The following is a 13,283-nucleotide window of genomic DNA, read 5'->3' on the forward strand; positions in this document are numbered from 1 at the left end:
TTTGCGATAACGACATGCATGAAAACAAAGCCTTAAAGCGCGTCGCCTGAATCCGCTTCAGCGCGACGCGCTTTAGCTTTCGGTTGTGTCCGCCTTGCCGGCGACCACCCGAAATCCTTGAGGGCTTGCGCCGCCGGCGTTGTTTTCCGGCGATGTCCAAACCTGCGCCTTGACGCCGATGGACCATGCCTTTAGGGCCGTCTCGATAAAGGGCTACGCTGATTTCTGGCAAGGATTTCTAGTCGATGGAAATATTCACTGCCGCAGGCCTTTCAGCTCTCCTCCAGGTCGTCGCAATCGACCTCGCGCTCGCGGGCGACAACGCGATTGTGATCGGCTTGGCGGCGGCCGGGCTTCCCGCGGATCAGCGCAAGCGCGCCATCCTGGTCGGCATCGCGGCAGCCACTGTCCTGCGCATAATCTTTGCCCTGATCACGCAATGGCTGCTGAGCATCGGCCCGATGCTGCTCATCGCTGGCGGGCTCCTGCTTCTGTGGGTGTGCTGGAAGATGTGGCGCGAGCTGCGCGTCAGCCACGAGGATGAGCGCGACGCGACGGAAGCGCTGTCGAACGGCGACTACAACAAGGACGGCAGGATCGCTGGCAAAGCACCGCGCAAGACCTTCTCGCAAGCCGCCTGGCAGATCGTCATCGCCGACGTTTCGATGTCGCTCGACAACGTGCTCGCCGTTGCCGGCGCGGCCATGAAGCATCCCACGGTGCTGATCATCGGATTGGTCCTTTCGATCGCACTGATGGGCTTTGCCGCATCCTTCGTCGCGCGCCTGCTGCACAAGTACCGCTGGATCGCCTATGTCGGCCTGCTGATCATCCTCTATGTCGCGGTGAACATGCTTCTGGGAGGCGCCGTGCAGCAGTTTCCCGACCATTTTGCCTTCCTGGCGCCATGGTTCGGGCCGGACGGCCACTGACGCCCTTTCAGGCGAGCGTTTGCCGCATCGCCGTTTTCCTGGCCGGCTGGCAGGTTTGCATCTCTGCCGAAGCGTGCTATTGCGCCGCGCGAAATGGCTCAAAGCCGCGCGCGTAGATCGATCTCCGGAGCCTGAGGCTCAATCCTCGATCTCGCTCTCATCTCTTGGAAAACAAAATTCATGTCCGCCCCACGCGTCAGTTTCGTCAGTCTTGGATGCCCGAAGGCGCTGGTCGATTCCGAGCGCATCATCACGCGGCTGCGTGCCGAGGGCTATGAGATCGCGCGCAAGCATGACGGCGCCGACCTCGTCGTGGTCAACACCTGCGGCTTCCTCGATTCCGCGCGCGACGAGTCGCTCAACGCCATCGGCTCGGCGCTGTCGGAGAACGGTCGCGTCATCGTCACAGGATGCCTCGGCGCCGAGCCGGAAGTCATCCGCGAAAAGCACCCCAATGTGTTGGCGATTACCGGCCCGCAGGCCTATGAGAGCGTGATGGCCGCGGTCCACGAGGCGGCCCCGCCCAGCCACGATCCCTATGTCGACCTGTTGCCGCCGCAGGGCGTGAAGCTGACGCCGCGCCACTACGCCTATCTGAAGATTTCCGAGGGCTGCAACAACCGCTGCACCTTCTGCATCATCCCGGCATTGCGCGGCGACCTCGTCTCGCGCCCGGCCGCGGATGTGCTGCGCGAAGCCGAAAAGCTCGCCAAGGCCGGCGTCAAGGAGATCCTCGTCATCTCGCAAGACACCAGCGCCTACGGCATCGACATCAAATACCAGACGTCGATGTTCGGCGATCGCGAGGTGCGGGCGAAATTCCTCGACCTCTCCGAGGAGCTCGGCAAGCTCGGCATCTGGATACGCATGCATTACGTGTACCCGTACCCGCATGTCGCCGACGTCATTCCGCTGATGGCGGAGGGAAAGATCCTTCCCTATCTCGACATCCCCTTCCAGCATGCCTCGCCGCAGGTGCTGAAGAACATGCGCCGTCCCGCGCATGGCGAAAAGACGCTGGACCGCATCCGCGGCTGGCGCGAGGTCTGCCCTGACCTCGCCATCCGCTCGACTTTCATCGTCGGTTTTCCCGGCGAGACCGAAGACGATTTCGAGATGCTGCTCGACTGGCTGGACGAAGCCAGGATCGACCGCGCCGGCTGTTTCAAATATGAGCCGGTAAAGGGTGCGCGCTCCAACGACCTCGGGCTGGAGCAGGTGCCGCAGGAGATCAAGGAAGCGCGCTGGCACCGTTTCATGCAGCGCCAGCAGAAAATCTCGGCAACGCAGCTCGCCAGGAAAGTCGGCAAGCGCCTGCCGGTGCTGATCGACGAGGCGCACGGCACATCCGGCAAAGGCCGCACCAAATACGACGCGCCGGAGATCGACGGCTCGGTGCACATCCAGTCGCGGCGGCCGCTGCGCGCCGGCGAGATCGTCACGGTCAAGATCGACCGCGCCGACGCGTATGACCTTTATGGCTCGGCGGTCTGACAGCCCACGCGAACCTTCGCAGTTTCACAGAAAAAGGGCGCCCGGGGCGCCCTTTTCGTTTCGGTTCCGCGGCTTGCCGCTTACTGCGGCAGCTTGTCGTCAATGCCCTTGACGTAGAAATTCATGCCGAGCAGCGTGCCGTCGTCGGCGACCTCGCCGTCCTTCAGCCAGGGCGATCCGTCCTGCTTGGAGACAGGTCCGGTGAAGGGGTTCCAGCCGCCGGCGATCTTCTTCTCGGTCGCCTCGGCCATCGCCTTCACGTCGTCCGGCATGTTGGTGTAGGGCGCGAGCTTGACCGCGCCGTCCTTGATGCCGAGCCAGACATTGTCCGGCTTCCAGCTGCCGTCGAGCGCCGCCTGGACGCGGCTGATATAGTATGGGCCCCATTCGTCGGTCAGCGAGGTCAGCTGCGCGTTCGGCGCGAACTTGATCATGTCGGACGACTGGCCGAAACCATGCAGCTTGCGCTCCTCGGCGACCTGCAGCGCGGCGGTTGAATCGGTGTGCTGGACGATGATGTCGGCGCCCTGGTCGAACAGCGCCTTGGCGGCATCGGCTTCCTTGCCCGGATCGAACCAGGAGTTCACCCACACGATCTTCACCTTGAAGTCGGGATTGATCGATTGGGCGCCGAGGATGAAGGAGTTGATGCCCATCACCACTTCCGGGATCGGGAAGGAAACGATGTAGCCGGCGAGGCCCTTTTTCGATTCTTTTGCCGCGATCTGACCGAGCACATAGCGGCCCTCATAGAAGCGCGCATTGTAGATGCCGAGATTGTCGCCGGTCTTGAAGCCGGTAGCATGCTCGAACATCACCTTGGGAAACTTCTTGGCGACCTTCACTTCGGCATCCATGAAGCCGAAGGAGGTGCCGAAGATGATCTTGCAGTTCTCGCGCGCCAGGCGCTCGAAAGCGCGGTCGGCGTCCGGGCCTTCCGACACGTTTTCGAGATAGGCGGTCTCGACCTTGTCGCCGAGCGCCTTCTCGACCTCGAGGCGGCCCTGGTCGTGCTGGTAGGAATAGCCGAAGTCGCCGATCGGACCCGTATAGACCCAGCACGCCTTGAGCTTGTCGGCGGCCTCGGCGGTTGCCGCCAGCGACAGGGCCGCGGTCGTGGTCATCAACGCAATAAGCAGTTTTTTCATTGTGTTACCTCTCTGAGTTAAGCCTTGGAGCTTCCCGTCTTTTTGTTGTTGTCAACGATCCGGAACAAATGGCTGCCCCAACGAAGCCGGCGTGTTCATCATCGTCAGCCGCTTGTTGCGCGAGATTAGAACGAGAACCACGACGGTTGCCAGATAGGGCAGCGAAGAAAGAAACTGCGAAGGCACCGGAATGCCAAAAGCCTGTGCATGAAGCTGGCCGATCCACACCGCGCCGAAGATATAGGCGCCCGCCAGCACCCGCCATGGGCGCCAGGAAGCGAACACCACCAGCGCCAGCGCGATCCAGCCACGGCCCGCACTCATGTTCTCCACCCACTGCGGCGTGTAGACCAGCGACAGGTGGCCGCCGGCAAGGCCGGCGCAGGCGCCGCCGAAGATCACCGACAGGTAGCGATAGCGGATGACCTTGATGCCGAGCGCGTGCGCCGACGTATGGCTGTCGCCGATCGAGCGCAGCGTAAGCCCTGTGCGCGTCTTGAACAGGAACCACATGACGGCCGCAGTGAGCGCGATCGAGATGTAGAAGACCGGATCCTGACCGAAGATCAGCCTGCCGACGACCGGGATCGAGCTGATCCCCGGGATGTCGAGATTTGGTAATCTCACGCCCGGCTGGCCGACAAAGCTGGTGCCGATCATGCCCGAAAGGCCGAGACCGAGCAGCGTCAGCGACAGGCCGGTCGCCACCTGGTTGGTCGCGAGCGACAGCGTCATGACGGCGAACAGCAGCGAGAACAGCGCGCCGACGATGATAGCGGCAAGCAGGCCGATCCACGGCGACCCGGTGAGGTAGCCGGCGCCGAAGCCGCCGACGGCGCCCATGATCATCATGCCCTCGACGCCGAGATTGAGCACACCGGAGCGCTCGACCACCAGCTCGCCGATCGCCGCGATCAAAAGCGGCGTCGCCGCGGTCGCAATGGTCAAAAGGATGTTGACGGCGATGTCCATCAGCGGGCCTCCTCGAGCTTGGGCGCCGCTTCGAGCTGCGCCGCGCCGTTCGGCTTCGTCAGTGCCATGCCGATCAGGCGAATGCGGTAATGGATGAGCGTGTCGCAGCCGAGTACGAAGAACAAAAGCATGCCCTGGAAGACGCGCGCCACCTTGTCGGAAATGCCGAGGGCGCTCTGAACCGCCTCGCCGCCCAGATAGGTCAGCGCCAGCACCAGGCCCGCGGCCACGATACCCAGCGGATTGAGCCGGCCGAGGAAGGCGACGATGATGGCGGTGAAGCCGTAGCCGGGCGATATCACCGGCTGCAACTGGCCGATGGCGCCGGAGACTTCCGAGATGCCTGCAAGGCCGGCCAGCGCGCCGGACAGAAGGAAGGTGAAAAACACCATCCGGTTGAAGCCGAAGCCGGCGAAGCGCCCTGCCCTTGGGCTGGAGCCCAGCACGCGCACCTCGAAACCCTTGAGCATGCGGCTCATCATCAGCCAGACCAGCACGGCGGCCACCAGGGCGAAGACGAAGCCCCAATTGGCGCGGCCGGCATCCGGCATCAGCTCGGGAAGCACAGCGGAATCGCCGAACTGGATCGTCTGCGGGAAGCCATGGCCTTGCGGATCGCGCCATGGACCGCGCACCAGCCAGTCGAGGAAGAGCTGCGCGACATAGACCAGCATCAGGCTGGTCAGGATCTCGTTGGTGCTGAAGCGGGTCTTCAACAACGCCGGGATGGAAGCGTAGAACGCGCCGCCGACCATACCGAGCAGAAGCATCAGCGGAATCACCAGCGGGCCTTCGAATTGCGGGAACAGCACCGGGATGATCGAGCCGAAGATCGCGCCGAAAATGAACTGGCCTTCGGCGCCGATGTTCCAGATGTTGGCCTTGTAGCAGACCGACAAGCCGACCGCGATCAGGATGAGCGGTGCTGCCTTGATCGCCAGCTCGTGCAGCTGCCAGACCTGGCTGATCGGCTCGACGAAATAGATTTGGAAGGCGTTGAGCGGATTGACGCCGAGCAAGGCGAACATGATGGCGCCGGCGATGATCGTCAGCGCGAAGGCGATGAAGGGCGACAGCATCGAGAACAGCGCCGAGCGCTGCGGGCGTTTGACGAGTTCGATGCGCATCATGCCACCTCCAGGCTGTGTTCGGCGTGGCCGGGCTCGGCGCCGCCCATCAACAGGCCGATCTTCTCGAACGTCGCCTCGGCGATCGGCAGCGGCACCGACAGTTCTCCGTTGTGCATGACGGCGATCGCATCCGACAGTTCGAACAACTCGTCGAGGTCCTGGCTGATGACGAGGACCGCCGATCCGCTGCGGGCAAGCTCGATCAGCGCTTGGCGGATGTGCGCCGCCGCACCCGCGTCGACGCCCCAGGTCGGCTGGTTGACGACCATCACGCTCGGCTTGCGGTCGAGCTCGCGGCCGACGATGAATTTCTGCAGATTGCCGCCCGACAGCGCAGCCGCCTCCGGATCAGGCGCGCTCTTGCGCACGTCCATGGCGGTGATGATGCGCTGCGCGGCGCTGTACACCGCGCCGTTCTTGACCATGCCGCCTGAGCCGACGAAAGCCTTGCCGTCGGTGGCGTGACGCGAGAGCAGCAGGTTCTCCGAAAGCTTCATGCGCGGTGCCGCGCCATGGCCGAGGCGCTCTTCCGGCACGAAGGCGGCGCCCATCAGGCGGCGGCCGGTGATCGATAGGCCTCCGGCGTCCTTGCCGCGAATGCGGACCGAGCCGGCATCCTGCTGCAGCACTTCGCCGGAGACGGATTCGAAGAACTCGCCCTGGCCGTTGCCGGCCACGCCCGCGATGCCGATCACTTCGCCGGCGCGCACGGTGAGGTTGATGTTCTTGAGCGGAATGGCGAAAGGGGTCGCCGGCCTGCGGGTAAGTCCGCGGATTTCCAGCAGCGCCGGCGCCGTCTCGATGCCTTCAGCCGGCGCGCGCACCACGGCCTTCACATCGCTGCCGACCATCATGCGGGCGAGCGACGCGGCGGTCTCCTGGCGCGGATTGCAATGGCCGACGACCTTGCCGTGGCGCAGCACCGTGGCGCGGTCGCAGATGCGTTTGACCTCTTCCAGCCGGTGCGAGATGTAGAGGATCGACTTGCCTTCCGAGCGCAGCCGCTCCAGCGTTTCGAACAGCTTGTCGGCTTCCTGCGGCGTCAGCACCGAGGTCGGCTCGTCGAGGATGATGAGCTGCGGCGTCTGCAACAGGCAGCGGATGATCTCGATGCGCTGGCGTTCGCCGACCGAGAGGTCTCCGACCAGCGAATCCGGATCGAGCGGCAGGCCGTAGCTGTAAGACAGCGCCCTCGCCTTCGCCGCGATGCTGCCGATCGGCGAACCGTCATTGAGCGAAAGCGCGATGTTCTCGGCCGCAGTAAGCGCTTCGAACAGCGAGAAATGCTGGAACACCATGCCGATACCGAGCTTCTTGGCCACGCCCGGACTGGTGATCTTGACCGGCTTGCCGTCCCAGAAGATCTCGCCCGAGTTCGGCTCGAGCGATCCGAACAGCATCTTGACCAGCGTCGACTTGCCGGCGCCGTTCTCGCCGAGCAACGCGTGGATCTCGCCTTTTGCGATATTGAGATCGATGTGATCGCACGCCGTCAGCGTGCCGAAAATCTTGGTTAGACCACGAACCTCAAGCAGGTTCGCCCTGTCATGATTTGCACTCACAGTGCCTCCCATCTGGTTTCCCAGATATGTTCTGTGTTCCCGAAAGCATGGTATGCGCGGCCGGCTCCAGTCGGAAAGCAGCACCCGACTTGAAAGAGCTTCAAGAATTTCAGCGGAAACTCAAGGGCTAAGATAGACCCGTAGAGAACGACAGCAAATCAACAACGCTTTTCGAGCAAGGCCCTGCCTTTGGGGACGGCAAGTCGCCGAAAAACAGGGCAGCCGGCTAAGGCATGATGCCGAAGTGTAAAGCGCTCTAGGGAATGAGGACAGTCGTTCCCGTTGTCTTGCGCGCTTCGAGATCCGCTTGCGCCTTTGCCGCGTCCTTCAGCGCATAGCGCTGGTTGATCTTGATCTCGACGGCGCCGCTCTCGACCACGTCGAAAAGCGCTTCGGCCGACTTCACCAGATCCTCGCGCTTGGCGTTGTAGACAAACAGCGTCGGCCGGGTCGCATAGATCGAGCCCTTCTGCGCCAGGAGCGACATCGAGAAAGGCGGGATCGGCCCGGACGACTGGCCGAAACTGACGAACATGCCGAGCGGCCGCAGGCAATCGAGCGATGCCGGAAAGGTGTCGGCGCCGACGGAATCGTAGACGACGTCGCATTTCTTCCCGCCGGTAAGCGCCGCGACGCCGGCGACGAAATCCTGATCCTTGTAGTTGATGACGTGATCGAAGCCATGCGCCCGTGCGAGTTCGATCTTGTCGGCGGAACTCGCGGTGCCGATCACCGTCGCGCCGAGATGCTTTGCCCATTGGCCGAGGATTAGGCCGACGCCGCCGGCGGCGGCGTGATAGAGGATCGTGTCGCCGGCCTTGACGGGAAAGGTGCGGCGCAAGAGGTATTCGGCCGTCATGCCCTTCAGCATCATGGCCGCCGCCTGTTCGTCGCTGATGCCGTCCGGCACCTTGACCACACGGTCGGCGGCGATCACCCGTTTCTCGCAATAGGCCCCGACATTGACCGCATAGGCAATGCGGTCGCCGGGCTTCAGCCAGTCGACGCCGATACCGAGCGCCAGCACGACCCCTGCCGCCTCGCCGCCCGGGATCAGCGGAAAGCCGCCGGGTGGCGGGTAAAGCCCTGAGCGGTGATAGACGTCGATGAAGTTGAGGCCGATCGCCGTGTGCCGGATCAGGATCTGGCCTTCTCCCGGCTGGCCCGGATCGGCATTTTCATAGGCCAGGACTTCGGGACCGCCATTGGCGTGGATGCGGATTGCCTTGGACATCGCTCAACTCTCTGAAGGATATGGGATATGGACAGGATCTGGAGCATGACCGCGCGCCTGTCGTCGGGGAAGACCATGCTCCAACAAAAGTTCAGGATGACCATTCAACAAATGTCATCCAGATCCAGGATCAGGACTTCTTGGTGCCCAGATTGGGAAACATCTGCATGACGCCTCCGATGCAGGCGAGATAGAGGCCGGTGATCGTGATGCCGATCTTGGTGAAGCTGTTAACCTGCTCTCCCAGCACGCCGATCTTGTCGTAGAAGGCGGCAAGTGCTGCCTGCGCCAGCGCCAGCGCGCCGAAGGCGCACCACAAAAGCGTCATGCCGAGATTGACCGGCCTCAGCCGCACGACGCGCACCGGATGGATGAAATTGATCGGCAGGAAGGTCAAAATGCCTGCGACCACCACAACTGCAAAAGACACCCATTGGCCCGGCTCTATGACGAAGAGCGTGAACACCACCATGTTCCAGACAACCGGGAACCCTTTGAAGAAGTTCTCCTTCGTCTTCATACCGGTGTCCGCATAGTAGATCGCGCTGGAGACCACGATGATGGCCGCGGACAGGAAGGACAGGTTCTCACCCATGAAGCCGCGCTGATAGAGCGCGAAGGCCGGTATGAGCACGTAAGTGACATAGTCGATGATGTTGTCGAGGAGCTCGCCCGACCACGTCGGCAGGATCTCCTTGACCTCGAGCTTCCTGGCGATCGGGCCGTCGATGCCGTCGACGAAAAGCGCCAGCCCCAGCCACCAGAACATCGCCGTCCAGCGTTCCTCGCTCGCCGCCACCAGCGACAGGAAGGCAAGGAACGATCCTGATGCGGTGAGCAGATGAACCGAGAAAGCGCGCGCCTGCGGCCACGTCACCTTCTTTTTCGGCAGCGGAAGCCGCTCCGCGATCTTCTTGGCTGCCTTCCTGGCCGCTGTGTTCTTGCTCACGGTCCCCGCCAGTCCAGCTTGCAGATTTCGGCCGAGCGGCCGGCGAAATTCCAGTTGCGGCCGAAGGCCCGCATCTTGCTCTTGTCGGACTTCGCCACGATGATTTCCGGCGCGATCCAATATTCCGAATTGGTGATCACCGTATCCTTCTCGCGATCCTTGCCGGGAATTGGCGTCACCGCACCGTCTATGATCTTCGGTATCTGGAAGACGCGCGTCTTGTCGCGCGTCTCGTAGGTGATCGGTACCTGCTCAACGCCGAGGAATTTCCCGACCAGGATCGACAGCAGCGATGTCGTGCCGCCGGCCCTGCCGGTGAAGATCTTCGTCAGCGCCTTCACCGCATAGACCGAGGCGCGCTTGTCGATGAACAGTCCGGCCGTCCAGTTGCCGCGGCTCATATAGCCGGGGATTTCCATGATCAGGCCAAGATTGAGGCCCGACAGGTCGACATCGCCGAAATGGCCCGCGTCGATGCGGAAGCCGGCCCAGGTCTGGCAGTAACCCTCGGTCGGCGGATGGCTGCCGAGCGACAGCACGCAGGGACAGAAAACCGTGCAATTGCAGGAGAGTACCAACTCCCCTTTCATTGCCCAGCTTTGGTCGCTCATCGAATTCTCCCCCTCACGCCGAAACTAATAGCAGGGCAGCCGCCCACACAAGCAGTATCGCACCGGCAACCCGGCTGACCACCCTGCCGGTGATCTGTTTTTCGATCAGGGTGAACAGGCCGATCAACGCCATCCAGAAGACGTTCATCGCGCCGACGGCGAACATCACCAGCATCAGCGCCCAGCAGCAACCGAGGCACCAGGCGCCCTGCTCCAGCCCCAAACGGAAGATGCGGGCTGGTTTGGCGCTCCAGTTGGCGAACAGGATCGAGAACGGGTTGCGGCACTTTTCCAGGCATGCCTGTTTCAGGCCGCTGAACTGATAGAGGCCGGCGACAAGCAGAGCAGCGGCGCCGGCAATGCCGATGGCGGGATCGAGCATCCGGCCGGAACCGGCAAAGGCGTAGATCGCAAGCGTCAACAGCGTGAAGCCCACGGATGCGCCAAGCCATGTGGTAAGGTATCCGGCGACAAGCACCAGCGGATGAACGGCGGGTTCGCCCTTGATTCTCGCCGTGTCGGCGATTTCGCAATAGGTGCGGATCAAGGGTGCCGCCGAAGGCAGCATCGTCGCCACGGCCATCAGGAACCACATCAGCACCAGCGCCGACGCCTGCAGGCCGGCCGGGCCGGCAAGCGGCGCGGGCGCGAGGCAAAGAGCGAAGAACCGGTCCAGAATACTCGGCAACGGCAGGGTCGGCAGATTCTTCAGCAGCATGTCGCCGGGGACGCCGGCCGGGCTGCTTTCAGCGCCGCGTATCGCCATCGCGCCGAGCAGGAGCCAGGCAAGAGCGACGCCCATACCGATCGTCAGCATGACAGCGCGGCGCGGGCTGCGCGCCACGCCCGCCGTCGCCCGGCCCGCGCGGTCGAGATGGCTGAAATCATGCTGCTCGCCGCTCATGACAATCGAATGGGCTGAATCGCCGCGTTGATCAAGCCGGCTGATCTGCCCTATATCCGCATAAAGGCCCGACGGGTCGCCTCGCATTGTGGAAGCTTGGCGTGGAGCACAACGACAAAGCCCGCATCCTGGTTGCCGGCAGCGGTCCGGCCGGCTTGATCGCGGCGCCCGGCTTTGCCGAGGCCGGTTTTCATGTGACGCTGGTCGGCCCCGAGGCCAATACCGCCGACGGCCGCACCACCGCCCTGATGAATCCAGCGCTTAAGGTTCTTGACCGGCTGGGCATCCTTGCCGAACTGAAGCCGCAGGCCGCGCCGCTCAAGGTGATGCGCATCGTCGACGCAACCCGCCGGTTGATCCGAAGCCCGACCGTGACCTTTCGCGCCAGCGAGATCGGCGAGGAACAGTTCGGACTCAATTTGCCGAACAAGGTTCTGATCCCCCTCCTCGCCAAGGCCGTTTCAGCCCATCGCGGCGTCGAATGGCTGAAATCCATTGTCGAGTCATGGCGCCTCGACGCCAATCAGGCCCGCGCCCGGCTGGCCGACGGCAGCGAAATCTCCGCGTCCCTGGCGGTCGCCGCCGACGGTCGCCTGTCCCCGGCGCGGGAAGCCGCCGGCATTCGCGCCTCTGCGCGGCCCTATCCGCAATCGGCGCTCGTGCTCAATTTCAGCCACCGCAGCGAGCACGGCTTCGTTTCGACCGAGTTCCACACCGAAACAGGGCCGTTCACGCAGGTTCCGCTGCCCGGCAGGCGCTCGAGCCTTGTCTGGGTGGTCAAGCCGGAAACGGCGCAGGAGCTTGCCGCGCTCGACGATACAACCTTGTCGGGGCGTGTCGAGGAACAGATGCAATCGATGCTTGGCCGGGTCTCGGTCGAGCCGGGCCGCCAGGTCTATCCCTTGTCGGCGGCCTCGTCCGGTCGCTTCGCGCAAAACCGCGTGGCGCTGGTCGGCGAGGCAGCGCATGTGTTTCCGCCGATCGGCGCCCAAGGCCTCAACCTCGGCATCAGGGATATCGACGATCTGGTTGGAATCGCGAGTGAAAACAGCAGCGATCCCGGATCACGCCGAAGCCTAGCCTCCTATGACACGAGGCGCCGGCCCGACATATGGGCGCGCAGCGGCGCGGTGAACCTGCTCAACATGTCGCTCTTGTCCGACATGCTACCGGCGCAGCTGGCGCGCAGCGCCGGCCTCAACGCGCTGGGCGGCTTCGCCCCGCTGCGCGCCTTCTTCATGCGCGAGGGACTGCGGCCCGGCAGCGGTTTTCGCGCGATTGCGGGCGGCTTAAGGAAAGAGGTCGGCCGGTAGGATTCCGTGCCGGATCGCGTAGAGCAGACAGGTCACCGTCACCACCGAAAGGCATGTCGTGATCAGCACGCTGGCCGAAGCCCGCTGCACCCACACGTCGTATTGCTGCGCGATCACGAAGACGTTGGTCGCCGTCGGCAGAGCCGCCAGCAGCATGGCGGAAAAGACCCAGGTCGGCGAGAAATTGCCGATCCAGCTCAGCACGACATAGCAAAGCAGCGGGTGGACGACCAGCTTCAGCCCGGCGATCAATGCAAGCTCGTTCGGCACGCGGTTGAGCGGCCTGAGCGCCAGCGTCACCCCCATCGCAAACAAGGCGCAAGGCGCGGCCGCGCGGGCAAGATAGTCGAGGAAGCGATCGACAGGCAGCGGCGGCCGGAATTCCACATAGGCGGCGGCGACGCCAAGGGCCGTCGCGATGATGAAGGGATGCAGCGCGATCTTCTTCACGACGCCGAACGCCAGTTGGAGCGGCGGCGCTTTCTCCTTGCCCGACAACGCCATCATCATCGGCGCGACGGTGAAATGCACGATGTTCTCGAAGCAGAAGATCAGCGCCACTGGCACCGCCGCCTGCTCGCCGAACGCCAGCAAAGCAAGGCCCGGTCCCATATAGCCGATATTGCCGTAAGCGGCTGCAAGGGCGGTGATCGTCGCCGGCGCGATCCCGTCATGGGAAACGAAGACCGACCAGGCGAACATCAGCGTGAAGATCGCGTAGGTGGCGATCAGCGAGCCGAGGATGAAGCTCCACTCCGTCAACTGCTCGAACGGCGTCTTGGCTAGCAACTGGAAGAACAAAGCCGGCAGCGCGACATAGACGATGAAAATGTTCATCCAGCCGAGCGCCTCCAGCGGCTGCTTGGTGATGCGCGCCACCAGGAAACCGACAAAGATCATGCCGAAGAATGGAAGAACGAGACCGATGATGTCAGACATTTTCGCTCGGGCGGGAAAACTCCCGTGCGGGCTAACCCGTTGCTTCGGCTGAGGTCAAGGAGTTCGGCTATTGAATTGCCGCAGCGTCTGCGCCA

Annotated in this window: 12 protein-coding genes; 3 read left to right on the forward strand and 9 right to left on the reverse strand. The window is 63.2% G+C overall.

Features of this window, described 5'->3' with window-relative positions:
- The first annotated feature begins 245 nt into the window (after positions 1 to 245).
- Both FJ417_RS05330 and rimO read left to right on the forward strand, forming a co-directional pair.
- Positions 246 to 932: a TerC family protein gene (locus FJ417_RS05330; protein WP_140782746.1), complete on the forward strand. Its 687-nt coding sequence runs from the start codon at positions 246 to 248 to the stop codon at positions 930 to 932.
- Positions 933 to 1,112: 180 nt separating this feature from the next.
- Complete coding sequence (gene rimO / locus FJ417_RS05335; protein ID WP_140782747.1) at positions 1,113 to 2,426, forward strand: 30S ribosomal protein S12 methylthiotransferase RimO; 1,314 nt, start codon at positions 1,113 to 1,115, stop codon at positions 2,424 to 2,426.
- Positions 2,427 to 2,506: 80 nt separating this feature from the next.
- Here rimO and FJ417_RS05340 read toward each other — a convergent pair whose 3' ends face one another.
- The 8 genes from FJ417_RS05340 to FJ417_RS05375 all read right to left on the reverse strand — a co-directional run bounded on the left by FJ417_RS05340 (position 2,507) and on the right by FJ417_RS05375 (position 10,936).
- Positions 2,507 to 3,574: a BMP family ABC transporter substrate-binding protein gene (locus tag FJ417_RS05340; RefSeq protein ID WP_140782748.1), complete on the reverse strand. Its 1,068-nt coding sequence runs from the start codon at positions 3,572 to 3,574 to the stop codon at positions 2,507 to 2,509.
- Positions 3,575 to 3,625: 51 nt separating this feature from the next.
- Positions 3,626 to 4,546 carry an ABC transporter permease gene (locus FJ417_RS05345; RefSeq protein WP_140782749.1) on the reverse strand — a complete coding sequence of 307 codons (921 nt, stop codon included), beginning with the start codon at positions 4,544 to 4,546 and terminating at the stop codon, positions 3,626 to 3,628.
- On the reverse strand, positions 4,546 to 5,676 hold the full coding sequence (locus FJ417_RS05350) for an ABC transporter permease (RefSeq protein ID WP_140782750.1): 1,131 nt from the start codon (positions 5,674 to 5,676) through the stop codon (positions 4,546 to 4,548). Before FJ417_RS05350 ends, FJ417_RS05345 begins: the two co-directional genes overlap by 1 nt.
- Positions 5,673 to 7,250, reverse strand: coding sequence for an ABC transporter ATP-binding protein (locus FJ417_RS05355; RefSeq protein ID WP_181182730.1), 1,578 nt, complete (start codon positions 7,248 to 7,250; stop codon positions 5,673 to 5,675). The genes FJ417_RS05350 and FJ417_RS05355 overlap by 4 nt, the downstream gene beginning before the upstream one ends.
- Before the next feature lie 244 nt (positions 7,251 to 7,494).
- Positions 7,495 to 8,472 carry a quinone oxidoreductase gene (locus FJ417_RS05360; protein ID WP_140782752.1) on the reverse strand — a complete coding sequence of 326 codons (978 nt, stop codon included), beginning with the start codon at positions 8,470 to 8,472 and terminating at the stop codon, positions 7,495 to 7,497.
- 130 nt (positions 8,473 to 8,602) lie between these two features.
- Complete coding sequence (gene pcsA / locus FJ417_RS05365) at positions 8,603 to 9,421, reverse strand: phosphatidylcholine synthase (protein WP_181167066.1); 819 nt, start codon at positions 9,419 to 9,421, stop codon at positions 8,603 to 8,605.
- Positions 9,418 to 10,032 (reverse strand): DUF1326 domain-containing protein, encoded by a 615-nt coding sequence (locus FJ417_RS05370; RefSeq protein ID WP_140782753.1) that lies wholly within the window; start codon positions 10,030 to 10,032, stop codon positions 9,418 to 9,420. Before FJ417_RS05370 ends, pcsA begins: the two co-directional genes overlap by 4 nt.
- A 13-nt stretch (positions 10,033 to 10,045) precedes the next feature.
- Entirely contained in the window at positions 10,046 to 10,936 is an 891-nt protein-coding gene (locus FJ417_RS05375; RefSeq protein ID WP_140782754.1) for a DUF2182 domain-containing protein, read from the reverse strand.
- Between the two features lie 101 nt (positions 10,937 to 11,037).
- On the opposite strand from FJ417_RS05375, the gene FJ417_RS05380 reads away from it, so the two are divergent.
- Positions 11,038 to 12,249, forward strand: coding sequence for a UbiH/UbiF family hydroxylase (locus FJ417_RS05380; RefSeq protein WP_140782755.1), 1,212 nt, complete (start codon positions 11,038 to 11,040; stop codon positions 12,247 to 12,249).
- On the opposite strand, the gene FJ417_RS05385 is transcribed toward FJ417_RS05380, so the two are convergent.
- A complete protein-coding gene (locus FJ417_RS05385) occupies positions 12,226 to 13,188 on the reverse strand; it encodes an AEC family transporter (RefSeq protein ID WP_140782756.1) in 963 nt (320 codons plus the stop codon). The genes FJ417_RS05380 and FJ417_RS05385 overlap by 24 nt on opposite strands.
- Positions 13,189 to 13,283: the final 95 nt, after the last annotated feature.

It is taken from the genome of Mesorhizobium sp. B3-1-7 (genome assembly GCF_006439385.1).
In the GTDB taxonomy this organism is placed as follows: Bacteria; Pseudomonadota; Alphaproteobacteria; order Rhizobiales; family Rhizobiaceae; genus Mesorhizobium.

Excerpts from the sequence above, each read along its gene's own strand:
- FJ417_RS05330 (WP_140782746.1), top strand. The coding sequence starts at position 246 with ATGGAAATATTCACTGCCGCAGGCCTTTCAGCTCTCCTCCAGGTCGTC.
- rimO (WP_140782747.1), top strand. The coding sequence starts at position 1,113 with ATGTCCGCCCCACGCGTCAGTTTCGTCAGTCTTGGATGCCCGAAGGCG.
- FJ417_RS05340 (WP_140782748.1), bottom strand. The coding sequence starts at position 3,574 with ATGAAAAAACTGCTTATTGCGTTGATGACCACGACCGCGGCCCTGTCG.
- FJ417_RS05345 (WP_140782749.1), bottom strand. The coding sequence starts at position 4,546 with ATGGACATCGCCGTCAACATCCTTTTGACCATTGCGACCGCGGCGACG.
- FJ417_RS05350 (WP_140782750.1), bottom strand. The coding sequence starts at position 5,676 with ATGATGCGCATCGAACTCGTCAAACGCCCGCAGCGCTCGGCGCTGTTC.
- FJ417_RS05355 (WP_181182730.1), bottom strand. The coding sequence starts at position 7,250 with ATGGGAGGCACTGTGAGTGCAAATCATGACAGGGCGAACCTGCTTGAG.
- FJ417_RS05360 (WP_140782752.1), bottom strand. The coding sequence starts at position 8,472 with ATGTCCAAGGCAATCCGCATCCACGCCAATGGCGGTCCCGAAGTCCTG.
- FJ417_RS05370 (WP_140782753.1), bottom strand. The coding sequence starts at position 10,032 with ATGAGCGACCAAAGCTGGGCAATGAAAGGGGAGTTGGTACTCTCCTGC.
- FJ417_RS05375 (WP_140782754.1), bottom strand. The coding sequence starts at position 10,936 with ATGAGCGGCGAGCAGCATGATTTCAGCCATCTCGACCGCGCGGGCCGG.
- FJ417_RS05385 (WP_140782756.1), bottom strand. The coding sequence starts at position 13,188 with ATGTCTGACATCATCGGTCTCGTTCTTCCATTCTTCGGCATGATCTTT.